The 19,675-nt window shown below is 71.9% G+C and carries 18 protein-coding genes; 15 read left to right on the top strand and 3 right to left on the bottom strand.

Translation table 11 applies throughout. The features are described 5' to 3' along the window. The first annotated feature begins 61 nt into the window (after positions 1-61). The 3 genes from MRBLMG1_RS02940 (at position 62) to thrS (ending at position 4,093) form a co-directional block, all read left to right on the top strand. Positions 62-628 (top strand): DUF4365 domain-containing protein, encoded by a 567-nt coding sequence (locus MRBLMG1_RS02940; RefSeq protein ID WP_367820404.1) that lies wholly within the window; start codon positions 62-64, stop codon positions 626-628. Then, positions 628-1,950: a hypothetical protein gene (locus MRBLMG1_RS02935; protein WP_367820402.1), complete on the top strand. Its 1,323-nt coding sequence runs from the start codon at positions 628-630 to the stop codon at positions 1,948-1,950. Before MRBLMG1_RS02940 ends, MRBLMG1_RS02935 begins: the two co-directional genes overlap by 1 nt. Positions 1,951-2,116: 166 nt before the next feature. Further along, positions 2,117-4,093, top strand: a complete 1,977-nt coding sequence (gene thrS / locus MRBLMG1_RS02930) for a threonine--tRNA ligase (protein ID WP_367820400.1) — start codon at positions 2,117-2,119, stop codon at positions 4,091-4,093. Between the two features lie 23 nt (positions 4,094-4,116). On the opposite strand, the gene MRBLMG1_RS02925 is transcribed toward thrS, so the two are convergent. Beyond that, positions 4,117-4,815: a potassium channel family protein gene (locus MRBLMG1_RS02925; protein ID WP_367820398.1), complete on the bottom strand. Its 699-nt coding sequence runs from the start codon at positions 4,813-4,815 to the stop codon at positions 4,117-4,119. A gap of 65 nt (positions 4,816-4,880) precedes the next feature. On the opposite strand from MRBLMG1_RS02925, the gene MRBLMG1_RS02920 reads away from it, so the two are divergent. Next, on the top strand, positions 4,881-5,444 hold the full coding sequence (locus MRBLMG1_RS02920) for an HIT family protein (RefSeq protein WP_367820396.1): 564 nt from the start codon (positions 4,881-4,883) through the stop codon (positions 5,442-5,444). Positions 5,445-5,471: 27 nt separating this feature from the next. Here the strand turns inward: MRBLMG1_RS02920 and MRBLMG1_RS02915 are convergent, their stop codons facing one another. Beyond that, positions 5,472-7,127 (bottom strand): hypothetical protein, encoded by a 1,656-nt coding sequence (locus MRBLMG1_RS02915; RefSeq protein WP_367820394.1) that lies wholly within the window; start codon positions 7,125-7,127, stop codon positions 5,472-5,474. 188 nt (positions 7,128-7,315) lie between these two features. After that, positions 7,316-9,511, bottom strand: coding sequence for an elongation factor G-like protein EF-G2 (locus tag MRBLMG1_RS02910; RefSeq protein WP_367820392.1), 2,196 nt, complete (start codon positions 9,509-9,511; stop codon positions 7,316-7,318). 270 nt (positions 9,512-9,781) lie between these two features. Here MRBLMG1_RS02910 and pgsA point away from each other — a divergent pair, with 270 nt between their 5' ends. The 11 genes from pgsA (at position 9,782) to yajC (ending at position 19,551) form a co-directional block, all read left to right on the top strand. Continuing rightward, positions 9,782-10,447, top strand: a complete 666-nt coding sequence (gene pgsA, locus MRBLMG1_RS02905) for a phosphatidylinositol phosphate synthase (protein ID WP_367820390.1) — start codon at positions 9,782-9,784, stop codon at positions 10,445-10,447. Next, positions 10,444-11,559, top strand: coding sequence for a phosphatidylinositol mannoside acyltransferase (locus MRBLMG1_RS02900; protein WP_367820388.1), 1,116 nt, complete (start codon positions 10,444-10,446; stop codon positions 11,557-11,559). Before pgsA ends, MRBLMG1_RS02900 begins: the two co-directional genes overlap by 4 nt. Then, a complete protein-coding gene (locus MRBLMG1_RS02895) occupies positions 11,556-12,707 on the top strand; it encodes a glycosyltransferase family 4 protein (RefSeq protein ID WP_367820386.1) in 1,152 nt (383 codons plus the stop codon). Before MRBLMG1_RS02900 ends, MRBLMG1_RS02895 begins: the two co-directional genes overlap by 4 nt. Before the next feature lie 769 nt (positions 12,708-13,476). Next, positions 13,477-14,019, top strand: coding sequence for a hypothetical protein (locus tag MRBLMG1_RS02890; protein ID WP_367820384.1), 543 nt, complete (start codon positions 13,477-13,479; stop codon positions 14,017-14,019). A gap of 116 nt (positions 14,020-14,135) precedes the next feature. Next, complete coding sequence (pdxS, locus tag MRBLMG1_RS02885; RefSeq protein ID WP_317874515.1) at positions 14,136-15,050, top strand: pyridoxal 5'-phosphate synthase lyase subunit PdxS; 915 nt, start codon at positions 14,136-14,138, stop codon at positions 15,048-15,050. Between the two features lie 6 nt (positions 15,051-15,056). Further along, positions 15,057-15,650 (top strand): pyridoxal 5'-phosphate synthase glutaminase subunit PdxT, encoded by a 594-nt coding sequence (pdxT, locus tag MRBLMG1_RS02880; protein WP_367820381.1) that lies wholly within the window; start codon positions 15,057-15,059, stop codon positions 15,648-15,650. A 62-nt stretch (positions 15,651-15,712) separates the two neighbouring features. Next, positions 15,713-16,465, top strand: coding sequence for a YebC/PmpR family DNA-binding transcriptional regulator (locus MRBLMG1_RS02875; protein ID WP_367820379.1), 753 nt, complete (start codon positions 15,713-15,715; stop codon positions 16,463-16,465). A 112-nt stretch (positions 16,466-16,577) separates the two neighbouring features. Then, the gene (gene ruvC, locus MRBLMG1_RS02870) at positions 16,578-17,141 is read left to right on the top strand and encodes a crossover junction endodeoxyribonuclease RuvC (RefSeq protein WP_367820377.1); all 564 of its coding nucleotides are present in this window, start codon (positions 16,578-16,580) and stop codon (positions 17,139-17,141) included. Next, on the top strand, positions 17,138-17,770 hold the full coding sequence (ruvA, locus tag MRBLMG1_RS02865; protein ID WP_367820375.1) for a Holliday junction branch migration protein RuvA: 633 nt from the start codon (positions 17,138-17,140) through the stop codon (positions 17,768-17,770). Before ruvC ends, ruvA begins: the two co-directional genes overlap by 4 nt. A gap of 53 nt (positions 17,771-17,823) precedes the next feature. After that, on the top strand, positions 17,824-18,912 hold the full coding sequence (gene ruvB, locus MRBLMG1_RS02860) for a Holliday junction branch migration DNA helicase RuvB (RefSeq protein WP_367820373.1): 1,089 nt from the start codon (positions 17,824-17,826) through the stop codon (positions 18,910-18,912). 165 nt (positions 18,913-19,077) lie between these two features. Beyond that, the gene (gene yajC, locus MRBLMG1_RS02855) at positions 19,078-19,551 is read left to right on the top strand and encodes a preprotein translocase subunit YajC (protein ID WP_367820371.1); all 474 of its coding nucleotides are present in this window, start codon (positions 19,078-19,080) and stop codon (positions 19,549-19,551) included. The last annotated feature ends 124 nt before the right edge of the window (positions 19,552-19,675 follow it).

Here is a 19,675-nt window from a genome sequence, read left to right as displayed (position 1 = left end):
CGCACTGTTTGCGCCGTACGCGGACCGGTCACAACAGAGGGGACGGGGAAGGAAAAACGACATGGCGCTCGCCCAGCCCGAGTCGGGAGGGCTGCCGCCCCAGCGGCTGGCACCGACGCGCGGCTCACTCGCCACCACCGCATGCATGGAGACCCTCCAGGTGGGATACCTGCACGCCGTCGCCGCCGCGGCCGGCTGCTCGCTGTCCCAGCCCTTTCCGGACAACGGCATCGACTGGCACGTGAGCCACGGCTCGCCCGGACACACCGTCGACGACGAAGTCACCATCAAGGTGCAGCTCAAGTGCACCTACCAGATACCTCCCCGCCCGCCGGGGAGCGCGTTCTCCTTCACCCTCGACAACGACCACCTGGTGAAACTCGCCCGGACCCCCGTGTCCGTGCACAAGATCCTGGTCGTGATGCTCGTCCCGAGGTCCCAGGAGGACTGGCTGAGGGCGAGTCACGACCGGCTCGACCTGCGGCACTGCTGCTACTGGACCAACCTGGCCGGACACCCGGTCACGGGACGGCGCCGGACCACCGTGCGCGTCCCGACGACGCGGATCTTCGACGACCGGGCGCTCTGCGAGATCATGACCCGGGTCGGCGTGGGAGGGAGACCTTGATGCACCGGCCGATCGACGAACCGGGGTTCGGGGAGGGGGACGGGGCCGGGCGCGGCCCCGTCCCCGTTCCCCCGCCCTACCGCCCCCACCCGGCGCCCGGCGAGACCCCCGGCCCCTGGACCGGGATCCCCGCCCCGCCCGCCGGGCCCTGGGCCGACGTCCACGGCGCGCCCGACCCCGGCCGGGTCGACCCGCGCGTCCTCGGCGCCCTGCTCGCCCGGCACGGCTGGCGGCGTCGCGGCGGAGCCGCCGGCCGCTACAGCCGCTGGACCCCGCCCGGCAGCGAGGCCCACGGCGGTACGAGCCTCCTCGTCCCCGAGAGCCGGGCCTTCCCCGACTGCGAGGACCTGCTCGGCGAGGCGCTCACCGCCCTCGCCCGCAGCGCCACGCCCTCCGCCCGCGAGGTCCTCACCGGCCTGTCCGTACCCAGCGACGAGATCCGCTGGTGGCGCGACGTGCCCCCGGGACCGGCCGGGACCGTGCCCTGGCCCGTACAGGAACAGCTCAGGTCCGCCGCCCGCCAGCTCCTCCTCGCCGGCGCCCTGGCCGCGCGCGGACGGGCCGGCTACTACGGCGCCCGGCACCGGCGCGCCGCCCAGGCCTCCCTGGAGACCGTCGTCGTCGGCGCGGCACCCGGCGGGCGCGGGCTCACCGCCTTCCTGCCGGTCGAACCGGGCCGCCCGATCGCCGTACGGCTCTACCACGCGCTCCACGCGGCCCGCGAGGCCACGGACTACCAGCGGGCGACCGGCGGGATGGAGGCCTTCGACGCCGCCGTCGCGGCGGGCGTCAGCCGCGAGCTCACCGAGGCCCTCGTCACCCTCGTCCGGGGCACCGAGGGCGCCCGGGTCGCCCTGGCCTGGGCGCCGGCGGCCGGGGCCCCCGACGGGTGCGCGGCCCGGCCCGAACCCGTCGAGTTCTCGCCCGGCGACCTGCCCGCCCTGCGCGAGGCGAGCGCCCGCTACCTGACCGACGAACCGTCCGTACCCGTCCGGCTCACCGGCGCCGTCGTCCGCATGCGCCGCTCCGGGCCGCGCGGCGAGGGCACCGTACGCCTCCGGGTCCTCGCCGGCGCGGAGGTCCCGCACGTCCGCGTCGCCCTCGACGAGGAGGCGTACCGCACCGCCGGCCACGCCCACCTCGTCGGCCTCCCCATCCGGGTCGTCGGCCGCCTGGAGAGCCGGGGCGGCTTCCGGCGCCTCACCGACGCCTCCGGGGTCGTCCCCGTCCAGGTCGACGAGACGGAACGCGACCGGCTGATGAAGTCCCTCCACGAGAACCTCGACTTCTTCGAGGAGGCGTGCGGGCCGGACGAGGAGTGAGCGGGGCCGGGAAACGAGGGGCCGGAGCGCGCGGCCGGGGGAAACCGTTTCGCGGAGGGCACGGACGGCTCGGTAACATCAGCGGTGCGCGGCACCTCGTCTCTGTTGCGCACCGCCGGCGCCGGCACCTCGTGTCTGCCCGCGCCCCAAAGGAAGAAGAACACCAGTGTCTGAAGTCCGTGTGACCGTCCAGTCCGCCTCGGAGGCAGAGGAGAGGGCGGTGAGCGCGGGCACCACCGCCGGTGCCCTCTTCGCCGACGACCGCACCGTCATCGCCGCCCGCGTGGCCGGCGAACTGAAGGACCTGTCGTACGAGCTCGCCGACGGCGACGTCGTCGAGGGCGTCGAGATCTCCTCCCCGGACGGTCTCGACATCCTCCGCCACTCGACCGCGCACGTCATGGCCCAGGCCGTGCAGGAGCTCTTCCCCGAGGCCAAGCTGGGCATCGGCCCGCCGGTCCGGGACGGCTTCTACTACGACTTCGACGTCGAGAAGCCCTTCACTCCCGAGGACCTCAAGGTCATCGAGAAGAAGATGCAGGAGATCCAGAAGCGCGGCCAGCGCTTCGCCCGCCGCGTGGTGACCGACGAGGCCGCCCGCGAGGAGCTCGCCGACGAGCCGTACAAGCTGGAGCTCATCGGCATCAAGGGCTCCGCGTCGACCGACGACGGCGCGAACGTCGAGGTGGGCGGCGGCGAGCTGACCATCTACGACAACCTCGACGCCAAGACCGGCGACCTGTGCTGGAAGGACCTCTGCCGCGGTCCGCACCTGCCCACCACCCGGAACATCCCGGCGTTCAAGCTGATGCGCAACGCGGCCGCCTACTGGCGCGGCAGCGAGAAGAACCCGATGCTCCAGCGCATCTACGGCACCGCCTGGCCGTCGAAGGACGAGCTGAAGGCCCACCTCGACTTCCTGGCCGAGGCCGAGAAGCGCGACCACCGCAAGCTCGGCAACGAGCTCGACCTCTTCTCCATCCCGGACGAGATCGGCTCCGGCCTCGCCGTCTTCCACCCCAAGGGCGGCATCATCCGCCGGGTCATGGAGGACTACTCGCGCAAGCGGCACGAGGAGGAGGGCTACGAGTTCGTCTACTCGCCGCACGCCACCAAGGGCGCCCTCTTCGAGAAGAGCGGCCACCTGGACTGGTACGCGGAGGGCATGTACCCCCCCATGCAGCTCGACGGTGGTACCGACTACTACCTCAAGCCCATGAACTGCCCGATGCACAACCTGATCTTCGACGCCCGCGGGCGCTCCTACCGCGAGCTGCCCCTGCGGTTCTTCGAGTTCGGCACCGTGTACCGGTACGAGAAGTCCGGCGTCGTCCACGGCCTGACCCGGGCCCGCGGCTTCACCCAGGACGACGCGCACATCTACTGCACCCGCGAGCAGATGGCGGAGGAGCTGGACAAGACCCTCACCTTCGTCCTCAACCTGCTCCGCGACTACGGTCTGACCGACTTCTACCTGGAGCTGTCCACCAAGGACGAGACCAAGTTCGTCGGCTCGGACGACGCCTGGGAGGAGGCCACCGCCGTCCTCCAGCAGGTCGCCGAGAAGCAGGGCCTCCCGCTCACCCCCGACCCGGGTGGCGCCGCGTTCTACGGTCCGAAGATCTCGGTGCAGGCGCGGGACGCCATCGGCCGCACCTGGCAGATGTCGACCGTCCAGCTCGACTTCAACCTGCCGGAGCGCTTCAACCTGGAGTACACCGCGCCGGACGGCACCAAGCAGCGCCCGGTCATGATCCACCGTGCGCTCTTCGGTTCCATCGAGCGCTTCTTCGCGGTGCTCCTGGAGCACTACGCGGGTGCCATGCCGCCGTGGCTGGCCCCGGTGCAGGCCGTCGGCATCCCGATCGGCGACTCGCACGTCGACTACCTCCAGGACTTCGCCGCCGAGGCGAAGAAGCACGGCCTGCGGGTCGAGGTGGACGCCTCGTCGGACCGGATGCAGAAGAAGATCCGCAACCAGCAGCGCCAGAAGGTGCCGTTCATGATCATCGTCGGCGACGACGACATGGCGGCCGGCACCGTCTCCTTCCGCTACCGCGACGGCTCGCAGGAGAACGGCATTCCGCGTGACGAGGCGATCGCCAAGCTCGTCGACGTGGTGGAGCGACGCGTCCAGGTGTGACGTGTTCCCCGCGTGAGCGGGGATCAGGCCCCCGGGGAACCCCCCGGGGGCCTCTGCTCGTCCTCCCGCTCGTCCTCCCGGGTGAACACCTGGATCAGCCAGGACGAGAACGAACCCGTCACCGCGCCCAGGAGCGCCAGACCGCAGGCCATCATGCCCACCGCGACGAGCCGGCCCATCGGGGTCACCGGCGTCACGTCCCCGTACCCCACCGTCGCGAGCGTCGCGCAGGTCCACCAGACCGAGTCGCCGAAGGTGAGGATCGAGGCGCCGGGGGCGTCCCGCTCGAACCGGAAGACGGTGAGCGCCCCCGCGAAGCCCAGCAGGGACGCGCTCAGACCGGCGTAGACCATCACCCGCGCGTAGAGGCTGAAGCGGGGTGTGTCGCGGCGGCCCTGGAGCCGGTAGTAGAGGTTCACCATGCGCACCGGCCGCAGCAGCGGCAGGACCAGGACCACGGTGTCGAGGAGGTGGGTGCGGACGAAGCGCAGAACACCCTGGCCGCTGAGCCGGAGGCGTACCGCGTAGTCCACGCCGAAGACGGCCCAGGCGGCCAGGATGACGGCGAGGCAGAGGTCGACCCAGGCCTTGGGAAGGTGGGAGCCGGCGAGGATGCGGACCGCGTAGCCCGCCAGGAAGACGAGGGAAGCCACGGCGAGCGGGATCTCCATACGTCGGTCCCAGCGCTCCCGCAGCGGTGGATCCGGTGGCCTGACGCTCATCGGATCAGCATGGCCGCTGCATGGATCTTCTGCCCCGGCGACACGTTCCGAACGGGCGAAGCAATATGCTGCACAGCATGACGACTGAGCCCGAGCAGCAGATCGGAGTGGGGACGCGGGACGCGTTCCAGCGCCTGTGGACGCCTCACCGGATGGCGTACATCCAGGGGGAGAACAAGCCGACCGGGCCGGGCGCCGAGGACGGCTGTCCGTTCTGCTCGATTCCGTCGAAGTCGGACGAGGACGGTCTCGTGATCGCACGCGGCCAGGCCGTGTACGCCGTGCTCAACCTCTACCCGTACAACGGTGGCCACCTGATGGTGGTCCCGTACCGCCACGTCGCCGACTACACCGACCTCGACGAGGCGGAGACCGTCGAGCTGGCCGCCTTCACGAAGCGCGCGATGGTCGCGCTGCGGGCGGCGTCCGGCGCGCACGGCTTCAACATCGGCATGAACCAGGGTGCCGTCGCGGGCGCCGGGATCGCCGCCCACCTGCACCAGCACGTGGTGCCGCGCTGGGGCGGGGACACCAACTTCATGCCGGTCGTCGGCCACACCAAGGTGCTCCCGCAGCTGCTCGCGGACACCCGGAAGATGCTGGCCGACGCCTGGCCGGCCTCCATCTGATCCGACGGCTCCCCTCCGGGACCCGGGTCAGGCGTCGTAGACGTCGGCCTTCTTCGGGCCGGGGTCCTGGATGCCGGCGCTGAGGAACAGCGAGCGGTTGGTGAAGCGCTCCGTGTCCACGTTGTGCTCGTCGAGGACCTTGATGGTCGCGGCGTGGACGGCGCGGAGCACCGGCGTCGCCATGCGGATGGCGTCGTCGGCCATGAAGCGGTTCTTCCACAGCGGCCCGGCCCAGACGTGCCGCAGGCCGAACGGCTCGGGCAGGGTCATCTTGCCGCCGAGGTAGTCCAGTATCGGCGGGTACCAGGAGAGCGGGGCGCGGACCGCGAGCCGGACGATGTCGTTCGTCCCGAGCAGCGGCTGCTGGATCTCCTTCGTCTCCCAGAAGCGGACGGTCTTGGAGACCTCCCTGGTCTTCGCCTTCGGCTTCGTCGTGAACAGGCCGTGCACGGGGCCGAGCGCGTGGCCGGTGACCTCGATCCGGAGCGTGTCGTGCAGCGAGGTGACGGTGACCATCATCGTGAGGATCAGGTTCCCGCCCCAGAGCGTGAACTGCACGCCGAGGTAGTGCCGGTTGCCCGCGTCGAACTGCTGGTCGTTGCAGATGCGCTGTATCTCGTGCGGCTTGACCTGGAAGTGGACGATGTTGTCGCCCTCGGGACGGGCGACCTCGTCGGCGCCCTCGCCGACGGGGGAGACGATCCAGTGCTTGACGGTCGGCTTCGGGAAGCCGGTCTTCAGGGCGCCGCGCTCCAGGAGCGTCAGCTCGTCGTGGATCCTGCGGATGACGTCCCAGGCGCGGAAGGCGTGCATCTCCCGGCCGGGCTGGGGGACCAGCGCCTCGGCGAGCGACCAGCTGCCCCAGCGGGTGCCCAGACCGAGGATCCCCTTGCTGCCGGCGTAGAAGACGATGTTGGACTGCTGCTCCGCGGAGAGCTTCTCCAGGTTGACCCGGAGCGCCTCCGCCGACTTCTCGCCCGGGTCCTGGGGGACGGACTTGGGGACGTAGGGGCCGATCCCGCCGCCGCCGAGCAGGCCGGCCCAGCGCTCACGCAGGTCGACGGCGGCGTTCATGCAGATCCGGCTCGCGAGGTACCAGCCGATCACCGGGGCGACGACCATCGCGCGCAGGTAGTTCGGCAGGAACCCGTCGAAGGGCAGCTTGATCAGGACGAGCGCGGCGATGATCCCGGCGCCCCAGAGGAGGGCGGTGCCGAGGGCCCCGTGGCGCTTGTTGTCGGAGCCGGCGACGAGACGGCGGATCTGGATGACGCCGAGCCAGAGCAGCATGCCGGGCAGGAAGAGGACGCCGCAGAAGAACGTGACCATGGTCAGCTTGATGTCGCGCTGCCGCCGGAGGTGCGTGGCGGCCAGGCAGTGTTCGACGACGGGCTGAGGCTCGGCGCCGAACGACTGGATGAGGGCCTTGCGGGCACCGCCGAGCATGCGGACCTGGACCGCGCGGGAGAAGGCCTCGCCGAGGTCGGGGCTGAAGAGCCCCCACTTCCCCTCCTTGACCGTGGTCTTGTAGAGGTCGTTGTCGGCCTGCTTGATGGTGTCCAGGGGACTGTCCCGGTACGCGGCGGAGGCGAGCGCGTTCGTCGCCGCCGTACCACCGCCGGAGCCCTGGAGGGGAATCTGTGCCCCGGGTCCGAATCCGTCGATCGCCACTGCCGCCCCCATCGCGCGCGAGTACCTGTGCGGGCTGTTCCCAACTGCCGCGCCCCGCACACCTTCTGAGCTGGGCACCACAGCGTAACCGGGTACCGGCGGATGCGTCACCGCCTGTGGATATTGACGGCCGAATGACGTCCGCCCGGCATGTGCCGGGCGGACGTGCGGCCCTGTCGCCACGTCAGGCAGGAGCCGTTTCAGGCCTGTTCGCGGACCCGCTCCGCCAGCTGCGGCGGCATCGGCTCGTGCCGGGCGTAGCTGCGGTCGAACCGTCCGGTGCCGTGCGACACCGAGCGCAGGTCGATCGCGTACCGCCCGATCTCGATCTCCGGCACCTCGGCCCGCACCAGCGTCCGGCCCGGGCCGGCCTGGTCGGTGCCGACGACCCTGCCGCGCCGCCCCGACAGGTCGCTCATGACCGGCCCCACGTACTCGTCGGGGACGAGGACCTGCACCTCGGCGACCGGCTCCAAAAGATGGACGGGCACGTCGGCGGCCGCCTCGCGCAGCGCGAGCGCGCCGGCCGTCTGGAAGGCCGCGTCGGAGGAGTCCACCGAGTGGGCCTTGCCGTCCCGCAGGGTGACCCGGATGTCGACGAGCGGGTAGCCGGCGGCCACGCCCTTGGCCGCCTGGGCCCGTACCCCCTTCTCGACGGAGGGGACGAACTGACGGGGTACGGCGCCGCCGACCACCTTGTCGACGAACTCGATGCCGCTCCCCGGGGGCAGCGGCTCCACCTCGATCTCGCAGATGGCGTACTGGCCGTGGCCGCCGGACTGCTTCACGTGCCGTCCCCGGCCCGCCGAGGGCGCGCCGAAGGTCTCCCGCAGCGACACCTTGTACGGGACGGCGTCGACCTGCACTCCGTACCGGCCGCGGAGGCGTTCCAGGACGACGTCCTGGTGGGCCTCGCCGAGGCACCACAGCACGACCTGCCGGGTGTCCTGGTTCTGTTCGAGGCGCAGCGTCGGGTCCTCGGCGACCAGCCGGGCGAGGCCCTGGGAGAGCCGGTCCTCGTCGGCCTTGCCGTGCGCCTCGACGGCGAGCGGGAGCAGCGGCTCCGGCATGCTCCACGGCTCGATGAGCAGCGGGTCGTCCTTGGCGGAGATCGTGTCGCCGGTCTCCGCGCGGCCGAGCCGGGCGACGCAGGCGAGGTCGCCCGCGATGCAGTGCGCCTGCGGGCGCTGCTGCTTGCCGAAGGGGGAGGTCAGCCCGCCGATCCGCTCGTCGACGTCGTGGTCCTCGTGCCCCCGGTCGGCGAGGCCGTGACCCGAGATGTGCACGGTCTGGTCGGGCCGCAGCGTGCCCGAGAAGACCCTGACCAGGGAGATCCGGCCCACGTAGGGGTCGGCGGCGGTCTTGACGACCTCGGCGACCAGCGGCCCTTCGGGGTCGCAGGCGATCGGGGGACGGGGCCGCCCGTCGGGGGTGGTGACGGCCGGCGGCTCGTGCTCCAGGGGAGAGGGGAAGCCGCCGGTGATCAGCTCCAGGAGTTCGAGGGTGCCCAGGCCCTGCGTGCCGCCGTCCGCGGCGGGCGCGGCCGCGAGCACCGGGTGGAAGGCGCCCCGGGCGACGGCCTTCTCCAGGTCGTCGACGAGCGTCTTCAGATCGATCTCCTCGCCGCCCAGATAGCGGTCCATGAGGGTCTCGTCCTCGCTCTCGGCGATGATCCCCTCGATGAGCCGGGCACGGGCCTCGGCGATGAGCTCCCGCTGGCCCTCGTCGGGCTCGTCCTCCCGCCGTACCCCCGTGGAGTAGTCGTAGATCCGCTCCGACAGCAGGCCGGCCAGTCCGGTGGCGGGCGCGTGCCCGTCCGGGCCCTCGGGGCCGCGCACCGGCAGGTACAGCGGCAGGACGGCGTCCGGGTCGTCGCGGCCGAAGAGGCCGGCGCAGACGGCGGTGAGTTCCGTGAAGTCGGTGCGGGCGGTGTCGAGGTGGGTGACGACGATGGCGCGGGGCATCCCGACGGCGGCGCACTCCTCCCAGACCATGCGGGTGGAGGCGGCGACGGCGCCGGCCTCCTGGGCGGCCGAGACGACGAAGAGGGCCGCGTCCGCCGCGCGCAGACCGGCCCTCAGCTCCCCGACGAAGTCGGCGTACCCCGGGGTGTCGAGCAGATTGATCTTGTACCCGTCCCAGCCGACCGGGACGAGGGACAGCTGTACGGAGCGGTGCTGGCGGTGCTCGATCTCGTCGTAGTCGGAGACGGTGGCGCCGTCCTCGACCCGGCCCGGCCGGTTGAGCGCCCCGGCGGTCTGCGCGAGGGCCTCGACGAGGGTCGTCTTGCCCGATCCGCTGTGGCCGACCAGCACCACGTTGCGCACGGCCTGGGGCCGGTCGGCCGTCGGAGCCCTGCCGGCGGCTCCGGCGGGTGTGTTCGCCTTGTCACCCATGATGTGTTCCTCCCGACTGCTCGCACGGTGCGGCGGGACGCGGGCGCGGGGGAGTGGTCTGTCGCGGTACGGCTCCTGCGGTGCCCGCGGTGGTCCTTCGAGCTTTGCACCGCCGCCGGGACGCGTCCATACGTCGTACACGCACGGGCCCCCTGGGGGACGCCGACGCGGCGGGGGCGGGTGCCCGCGACGTCGGCGCGACGCGCGTGGCTACGATGGGTGAGCCGGTGGTCGTAGGGGCCGCGCGGCCCACCGAACCTCGGGAAGGCCATGCTGAACAAGTACGCGCGTGCCTTTTTCACGCGTGTCCTCACACCGTTCGCAGCGTTTCTGCTCCGCCGGGGCGTCAGCCCCGACGCCGTCACGCTCATCGGCACCGCGGGGGTGATGGCCGGTGCGCTGGTCTTCTTCCCCCGCGGCGAGTTCTTCTGGGGCACGATCGTCATCACCCTCTTCGTCTTCTCCGACCTCGTCGACGGCAACATGGCCCGGCAGGCGGGGATCTCCAGCCGGTGGGGCGCCTTCCTCGACTCGACGCTCGACCGGGTCGCCGACGGAGCGATCTTCGGCGGCTTCGCGCTCTGGTACGCGGGCAAGGGCGACGACAACGTGCTCTGCGCCGTGGCCATCTTCTGCCTCGCCAGCGGCCAGGTCGTCTCGTACACCAAGGCCCGTGGCGAATCGATTGGCCTGCCGGTCGCCGTCAACGGACTGATCGAACGCGCCGAGCGGCTCGTCATCTCCCTGGTCGCCGCGGGTCTCGCCGGCCTGCACGCCTTCGGCGTGCCCGGCATCCAGGTGCTGCTCCCGATCGCCCTGTGGATCGTGGCCGTCGGCAGCGCGGTGACCCTGGGACAGCGCGTCGTGACGGTACGGCGGGAATCGGCCGAGGCGGACGCCGCCGCGGCGGCCCAGGGGGGCGGGGCGACATCATGAGCGCGTTGAAGGACCGACTGAGCGACGGGCTGTACGGCCTCGGCTGGGCGACCGTGAAGAAGCTGCCCGAGCCGGTGGCGACCGGCCTCGGCCGCCGGATCGCCGACCTGACGTGGAAGCGGCGCGGCAAGAGCGTCCTGCGCCTCGAATCCAACCTCGCGCGCGTGGTGCCCGATGCCACGCCCGAGCGGCTCGCGGAACTCTCCAAGGCCGGCATGCGCTCGTACATGCGGTACTGGATGGAGTCGTTCCGGCTGCCGACCTGGACCAAGGAGCGGGTCGAACAGGGCGTCGACATCAAGGACGCCCACTACCTCAAGGAAGGCCTCGCCGCCGGCCGCGGGGTCGTCCTCGCCCTCCCGCACCTGGCCAACTGGGACCTCGCGGGCGTCTGGGTGACCCGCTCGCTCGGCGTCCCCTTCACCACCGTCGCGGAACGCCTCAAGCCGGAGACGCTGTACGACCGCTTCGTCGCCTACCGGGAATCCCTCGGCATGGAGGTCCTGCCGCACACCGGCGGCTCCGCCTTCGGCACCCTCGCACGGCGCCTCCGGGCGGGCGGCCTCGTCTGCCTCGTCGCCGACCGCGACCTGTCGGCCTCCGGCATCGAGGTCTCCTTCTTCGGCGACACCGCCCGCATGCCGGCCGGCCCGGCCATACTCGCCCAGCAGACCGGTGCCCTGCTCCTCCCGGTGACCCTCTGGTACGACGACACGGCCGTCATGCGGGGCCGCATCCACCCGCCCGTCGACGTTCCCGAGTCCGGTACCCGCACCGAGAAGACCTCCGTGATGACCCAGCAGCTCGCCGACGCCTTCGCCGCCGGCATCGCGGACCACCCGGAGGACTGGCACATGCTGCAACGACTGTGGCTCGCGGACCTGGAGGAACGGGGGGACGGGGCTGGGGCCGGGGTTGGAGCTGCGGCTGCGGCAGGGGCTGAAGCCGGGGCTGAGGCCGGGGCCGGAGCCGGACCCGGACCCGGGGCTGAGGCCGGAGCCGGAGCCGGGGCTGAAGCCGGGGCCAGAGCCGTGGCCGAGACCGGTGCCGGGGACGCGGCTTCCGGCGGCCACGGGGTACCGGCCGAGCGCGGGGAGGAGCGGCAGCCGTGAAGATCGGGATCGTCTGCCCGTACTCCTGGGACGTGCCGGGCGGCGTCCAGTTCCACATCCGCGACCTCGCCGAGCACCTCATCCGGCTGGGCCACGACGTCTCCGTACTGGCCCCTGCCGACGACGAGACCCCGCTCCCGCCGTACGTCGTCTCGGCCGGCCGCGCCGTCCCCGTGCCGTACAACGGCTCCGTGGCCCGGCTGAACTTCGGGTTCCTCTCCGCCGCCCGGGTACGCCGCTGGCTGCACGACGGCACCTTCGACGTCGTCCACATCCACGAGCCGACCTCGCCCTCCCTGGGGCTGCTCACCTGCTGGGCGGCCCAGGGACCGATCGTGGCCACCTTCCACACGTCGAACCCGCGCTCGCGCGCCATGATCGCCGCGTACCCGATCCTCCAGCCCGCCCTGGAGAAGATCAGCGCGCGCATCGCGGTCAGCGAGTACGCGCGCCGCACGCTCGTCGAGCACCTCGGCGGCGACGCCGTCCTCATCCCCAACGGCGTCGACGTGGACTTCTTCGCCCGCGCCGAACCGAAGAAGGAGTGGCAGGGCGAGACCCTCGGCTTCATCGGCCGGATCGACGAACCGAGGAAGGGCCTGCCCGTCCTCATGCGCGCCCTGCCCCGCATCCTCACCGAACGCCCCGGGACCCGGCTCCTCGTCGCCGGACGCGGCGACGAGGAGGAGGCCGTGGCGTCGCTGCCGCCCGAGATGCGCTCCCGCGTGGAGTTCCTCGGCATGGTCAGCGACGAGGACAAGGCGCGGCTGCTGCGCAGCGTCGACGTGTACGTGGCGCCCAACACCGGCGGCGAGAGCTTCGGCATCATCCTCGTCGAAGCCATGTCGGCCGGGGCGCCCGTCCTCGCCGCCGACCTCGACGCGTTCGCCCAGGTCCTCGACCAGGGCGGGGCCGGCGAGCTCTTCGCCAACGAGGACGCCGACGCGCTCGCCTCCGCCGCGATCCGGCTCCTCGGCGACGCGCCTCGCCGCGCCGAGCTCAGCGCCCGTGGCTCGTCCCACGTCCGTCGCTTCGACTGGTCCACCGTCGGCGCGGACATCCTCGCGGTGTACGAGACCGTCGCCGATGGTGCCGCCGCCGTCGACACCGACGAACGCCTCGGCCTCCGAGCCCGCCTGGGCCTCTGACCCCACCCCCTGCCCCGGCCGGTGCGCTGCCCACCCTCCCTGTGGGCGCCTGCCTTCCGCCGGGGCGGCGCCCCCGCCCCCCTCGTTGTGGGCAATCGTTCCGCCGGGGGCGGTGCTCCACCCCGCCCCCGGCCACCCTCGTTGTGGGCCTCCGTTCCGCCGGGGCGGCGCCCCCGCCCTCCCCCGTTGTGGGCAATCGTTCCGCTGGGGCGGTGCTCCACCCCGCCCCCGGCCACCCTCGTTGTGGGCCTCCGTTCCGCAGGGGCGGCGCCCTCGCCCCCCTCGTTGTGGGCAATCGTTCCGCTGGGGCGGAACGGGTGGGCACAACGGAACGGCGCCCCTTGCCGGGCCTAGGCTTCCGCGCCCGAACCCGCACCGGTTGCGCGGCGAGCTATGGGTGCGGGCAGGTGCAGGGGGGCGAGGCGCCGCCGAGGGCGCCGTCCCGTGTGCCCACCCGTCCCGCCCCAGCGGGACGATTGCCCACACGGAGGGGCGCGGGCAGCGGGCGCAGCCCGCACCAGGCGGGGCAGTCGGTGCGGGCGCATACGGCGGCGGTCGCGGGCGCAGCCCGCACGGGGCGGGTCAGTCGCCACGGGCGCACACGGCGGCGGCTCCACGTGGCGCGGGCCCTCACGGCGGCGGGCCCCCACGGCCGCGGGCCGTCACGATGGCGGGCCCCATGGCCACGGGCCCTCGCGACGCCGGGCCACGATGGCCTCGGGCCCTCACGACGCCGGACACCGCCGCGGCCCCGGTAGCCTGTGCGCCCGTGACCGAAACCCTGATCTGGACCGTCGTGGCGCTGATTCTCATCGGCGTGTATCTCAGCTGGACCGCCGGACGGCTCGACCGGCTGCACTCCCGCATCGACGCGGCCCGCGCGGCCCTGGACGCGCAGTTGCTGCGCCGGGCCTCGGTCACCCAGGAGCTCGCGACGTCGGGCGTCCTCGATCCGGCCGCGTCGATCGTGCTGTACGAGGCCGCGCACGCGGCCCGGCAGGCCGAGGAGGATCACCGGGAGGTCGCGGAGAGCGAACTGAGCCAGGCGCTGCGGGCGGTGTTCGGCGAGCCCGAGCAGGTGGAGCTCGTACGGGCGGCGCCCGGTGGCGAGGAGGCGGCGGGGGAGCTCGCGCAGGCCGTGCGCCGGGTGCCGATGGCCCGCCGTTTCCACAACGACGCGGTGCGGGCGGCCCGTGCCCTGCGCCGCCACCGCAAGGTCCGCTGGTTCCGGCTCGCGGGCCACGCGCCGTTCCCGCTGGCCTTCGAAATGGATGACGAGCCGCCGGTGGCCCTTGCTGATCGTCCGGCCTGACAGCTCGTAACCTGCGAAAACGATCCACCGGATCCACATTGGCCCTTGCTGTGGACCGCAGGTGGACTGTTTCCTCACTCTTGTCGTCAATCGCTCTTGTCACGAGTGAGGTACTTGTGTCCACCACGCCTTCCCCCTCCCCCCAGTCCCCCGAGACCGGCACCGCCCGTGTGAAGCGCGGCATGGCCGAGCAGCTCAAGGGCGGCGTGATCATGGACGTGGTCAACGCCGAGCAGGCGAAGATCGCCGAGGACGCCGGCGCCGTGGCCGTCATGGCCCTGGAGCGGGTCCCCGCGGACATCCGCAAGGACGGCGGCGTGGCCCGCATGTCCGACCCGAACATGATCGAAGAGATCATCGGCGCGGTGTCCATCCCGGTCATGGCCAAGTCCCGCATCGGTCACTTCGTCGAGGCCCAGGTCCTCCAGTCCCTCGGCGTCGACTACATCGACGAGTCCGAGGTCCTGACCCCGGCCGACGAGGTCAACCACTCCGACAAGTGGGCCTTCACGACCCCCTTCGTCTGTGGCGCCACCAACCTGGGCGAGGCCCTGCGCCGCATCGCCGAGGGCGCGGCCATGATCCGCTCCAAGGGCGAGGCCGGCACCGGCAACGTCGTCGAGGCCGTCCGCCACCTGCGCCAGATCAAGAACGAGATCGCCAGGCTGCGCGGCTTCGACAACAACGAGCTGTTCGCCGCCGCCAAGGACCTGCGCGCCCCGTACGAGCTCGTCAAGGAGGTCGCCGAGCTCGGCAAGCTGCCGGTCGTGCTGTTCTCCGCCGGTGGCGTCGCCACCCCGGCCGACGCCGCGCTCATGCGCCAGCTCGGCGCCGAGGGCGTCTTCGTCGGCTCCGGCATCTTCAAGTCGGGCGACCCGGCCAAGCGCGCCGCCGCCATCGTGAAGGCCACCACCTTCTACGACGACCCGAAGATCATCGCGGACGCCTCCCGCAACCTGGGCGAGGCCATGGTCGGCATCAACTGCGACACCCTCCCCGAGTCCGAGCGCTACGCCAACCGGGGCTGGTAAGCACCGATGAACGCCACTCCCGTGATTGGTGTCCTGGCTCTCCAGGGCGACGTACGGGAGCACCTGATCGCCCTGGCCGCGGCTGACGCCGTGGCCAGGCCGGTGAGGCGCCCCGAGGAGCTCGCCGAGGTCGACGGCCTGGTCATCCCCGGTGGTGAGTCCACCACCATCTCCAAGCTGGCCGCGCTCTTCGGCCTCATGGAGCCGCTCCGCGAGCGCATCGCCGCGGGCATGCCGGTCTACGGCACCTGCGCCGGTCTGATCATGCTGGCCGACAAGATCCTCGACCCGCGTTCGGGTCAGGAGACCTTCGGCGGCATCGACATGATCGTCCGCCGCAACGCCTTCGGGCGGCAGAACGAGTCGTTCGAGGCCGGCGTCACCGTCACGGGCATTGAGGACGGCCCCGTGGAGGGCGTCTTCATCCGCGCCCCGTGGGTCGAGTCCGTCGGTGCCGAGGTCGAGGTCCTGGCCGAGCACGGCGGTCACATCGTCGCCGTACGGCAGGGCAAAGCCCTCGCGACCTCGTTCCACCCCGAGCTCACCGGGGATCACCGGATTCACGCCCTGTTCGTCGACATGGTGCGCGCTTCGGGCTGATCCGATCCCGGTAGGATCTCTGGGGTTCGTTCAGAAATGGGTTACGCGAAGGAGACAGGCAGATGTCCGGCCACTCTAAATGGGCTACGACGAAGCACAAGAAGGCCGTGATCGATGCCAAGCGCGGCAAGCTCTTCGCGAAGCTGATCAAGAACATCGAGGTCGCGGCCCGCACCGGTGGCGCTGACCTCGACGGCAACCCGACGCTCTTCGACGCCGTCCAGAAGGCGAAGAAGCAGTCGGTTCCGAACAAGAACATCGACTCCGCGCTCAAGCGCGGTGCGGGTCTCGAAGCCGGCGGCGCCGACTACGCGACGATCATGTACGAGGGCTACGGCCCGAACGGTGTCGCGGTCCTCATCGAGTGCCTCACCGACAACCGCAACCGCGCCGCCTCCGACGTGCGCGTGGCCATGACCCGCAACGGCGGCTCGATGGCCGACCCGGGTTCGGTCTCGTACCTGTTCAACCGCAAGGGCGTCATCGTGCTCCCGAAGGGCGAGCTGTCCGAGGACGACGTGCTGGAGTCGGTGCTGGAGGCCGGCGCCGAGGAGGTCAACGACCTCGGTGAGTCGTTCGAGATCATCAGCGAGTCCACCGACCTGGTCGCGGTCCGCACCGCCCTCCAGGAGGCCGGCATCGACTACGACTCCGCCGAGTCGAGCTTCGTCCCGACCATGCAGGTCGAGCTCGACGAAGAGGGCGCGCGCAAGATGTTCAAGCTGATCGACGCGCTGGAGGACAGCGACGACGTGCAGAACGTCTTCGCCAACTTCGACGTCAGCGACGAGGTCATGGCCAAGGTCGACGCCTGATCGCGGTCTTTCCGAACAGCGGGCCGACGGGACACGCACCCCGTCGGCCCGCTGCGTTGTCAGTGCCACCCGATAGCCTGCACAAACAGACTTGCGATCAGGGAGGGGCACAGTGCGGGTACTCGGGGTGGACCCCGGTCTCACCCGGTGCGGCGTCGGCGTCGTCGAGGGCGTCGCCGGACGGCCCCTGACCATGCTCGGCGTCGGCGTGGTGCGGACGGCCGCGGACGCGGACATCGGCGTGCGACTCGTCGGCATCGAGCGCGGCATCGAGGAGTGGATCGACCGCTTCTCGCCCGAACTCGTCGCCGTCGAGCGGGTGTTCAGCCAGCACAACGTCCGTACGGTGATGGGTACCGCCCAGGCCAGCGCGGTCGCCATGCTCTGCGCCTCGCGCCGCGGCATCCCCGTCGCGCTGCACACCCCCAGCGAGGTCAAGGCCGCCGTCACCGGCAGCGGACGCGCCGACAAGGCACAGGTCGGGGCCATGGTGACCCGGTTGCTCCGGCTCTCCGCCCCGCCCAAGCCGGCCGACGCCGCCGACGCCCTCGCCCTCGCCATCTGTCACATCTGGCGGGCCCCCGCGCAGAACCGCCTCCAGCAGGCCGTCGCACAGAACCGTCTCCAGCAGGCGGTCGCCCAGCAGGCGTCCGCAGTGAAAGGCCGAACCCGATGATCGCCTTCGTCAGCGGCCCGGTCGCCGCACTCGCCCCCACCACCGCCGTGATCGAGGTCGGCGGCATCGGCATGGCCGTCCAGTGCACGCCGAACACCCTCTCCGCCCTGAGGATCGGCCAGGACGCCCGGCTCGCCACCTCGCTGGTCGTCCGCGAGGACTCCCTCACCCTGTACGGCTTCGCCGACGACGACGAGCGGCAGGTCTTCGAGCTGCTCCAGACCGCCAGCGGCGTCGGCCCCCGCCTCGCGCAGGCCATGCTCGGCGTGCACAGCCCCGACGCCCTGCGCATCGCGTTCTCCACCGGCGACGAGAAGGCCCTCACCGCCGTCCCCGGCATCGGCAAGAGGGGCGCGCAGAAACTCCTCCTCGAACTGAAGGACAAGCTCGGCGCCCCGCTCGGCAGCAGCGGGCTGGTCGGCGCCCAGCGCGCCGCGGCCTCCGGCCCGGCGCCGTGGACCGAGCAGCTGTCCGCCGCGCTGATCGGCCTCGGCTACGCGAGCCGCGAGGCGGAGGAGGCCGTCAGCGCCGTCACCCCGCAGGCCGAGGCCGCCCTCGCCGAGACCGGCGCCGCCCCCGTGCCGCAGCTGCTCCGCGCGGCCCTGCAGACGCTCAACCGCACCCGCTGACCCACCCGTCCGCTGCCCCGCCGACCGGACCGTACGAACGAGAAGGCATCACCGTGAACTGGGACGACGACATCACCGCCGAGGCGTCCGAGGCCGAGGCGCGCATCGTCGGCGCCTCCGCCGAAGGGGACGACCAGGCCGTCGAAGCGGCCCTGCGCCCCAAGGACCTCAGCGAGTTCGTCGGCCAGGAGAAGGTCCGCCAGCAGCTCGACCTGGTCCTCAAGGCCGCCCGCCAGCGCGGTGCCACCGCCGACCACGTGCTGCTCTCCGGCGCCCCCGGCCTCGGCAAGACCACCCTCTCGATGATCATCGCGGCCGAGATGAACGCCCCGATCCGCATCACCTCGGGCCCCGCCATCCAGCACGCCGGCGACCTCGCCGCGATCCTCTCCTCCCTCCAGGAGGGCGAGATCCTCTTCCTCGACGAGATCCACCGGATGTCCCGGCCCGCCGAGGAGATGCTCTACATGGCGATGGAGGACTTCCGCGTCGACGTCATCGTCGGCAAGGGCCCCGGCGCCACCGCCATCCCGCTGGAACTCCCGCCCTTCACGCTGGTCGGCGCCACCACCAGGGCCGGACTCCTGCCGCCCCCGCTGCGCGACCGCTTCGGCTTCACCGGCCACATGGAGTTCTACGACCCGGGCGAGCTCCAGCGGGTGATCCACCGCTCCGCCGGCCTCCTCGACGTCGAGATCGACCCGGCCGGCGCCGCCGAGATCGCCGGCCGCTCCCGCGGCACCCCCCGCATCGCCAACCGCCTGCTGCGCCGCGTCCGCGACTACGCGCAGGTCAGGGCCGACGGGTCGATCACCCGGGACATCTCCGAGGCCGCCCTCAGCGTGTACGAGGTCGACGGCCGCGGCCTCGACCGTCTCGACCGCGCGGTCCTGGAGGCCCTGCTCAAGCTCTTCGGCGGCGGACCGGTCGGTCTGTCCACCCTCGCCGTCGCCGTGGGAGAGGAGCGCGAGACCGTCGAGGAGGTCGCCGAACCCTTCCTCGTACGGGAGGGACTGCTGGCCCGTACGCCCCGTGGTCGGGTCGCCACACCCGCGGCCTGGGCCCACCTCGGACTGGTTCCGCCGCAGGCAGGCGGCCCGGGAGCACACGGAAGCGGACAACAGGGGCTCTTCGGGGCGTGACGGTGGTGACACTCGCCCGGACCGGAACCAGGGTGCGATGCTGGACGTTGTTCCATCGATGCGGACTCGCCTAGACTCCGCCGATGCCGCCCTTTCCGGTCGGCGCGCCCACCCCCGAAGATCAGGCCGCGGGTTCTCCGCGACCGTGCGAAGGAAACCCGTCCCGTGAGCATCGTGACCCTCCTCCCCTTCATCGTCCTCATCGGGGCCATGTTCCTGATGACCCGCTCTGCCAAGAAGAAGCAGCAGGCGGCGGCGCAGATGCGCAACGAGATGCAGCCCGGCACCGGCGTACGGACGATCGGGGGGATGTACGCCACCGTCAAGGAGATCGGCGACGAGACCGTCCTCCTCGAGGTCGCTCCCGGGGTGCACGCGGTCTACGCCAAGAACGCGATCGGCGCGGTCCTCGATGACGCCGAGTACAACCGCATCGTCCACGGCGACGAGGAGGAGTCCGACTCCGAGACCGTCGTCCCGGACGACGCCTCCTCGCTGACCGAGGTCGCCGCCGCCGAGGGCACGGAGAAGGACGCCGATGCGCCGAAGGCCGATCTGACGAAGAAGTCGGACGTGGCCGAGGACGGCACCGAGGGCCAGAAGGACGGCAAGGCCGACGGCGAGACCGACGCGAAGTAGTCGCGGCCGGAGACCGACCGCCCGCCCACCGGCGAGCGCGGTCCCCGGAACGGTTCCACGTCTGCGGGGGCAGGTCCCCACACACACTTCGTGGCCGCCTCGCGCACACCCGGCGCGGGGCGGT

It is taken from the genome of Streptomyces sp. LMG1-1-1.1 (assembly GCF_040815545.1).
GTDB lineage: Bacteria > Actinomycetota > Actinomycetes > Streptomycetales > Streptomycetaceae > Streptomyces.
Note: the sequence above shows the minus strand (reverse complement) of the source record. Positions and strands in the feature narration are given on the sequence as shown.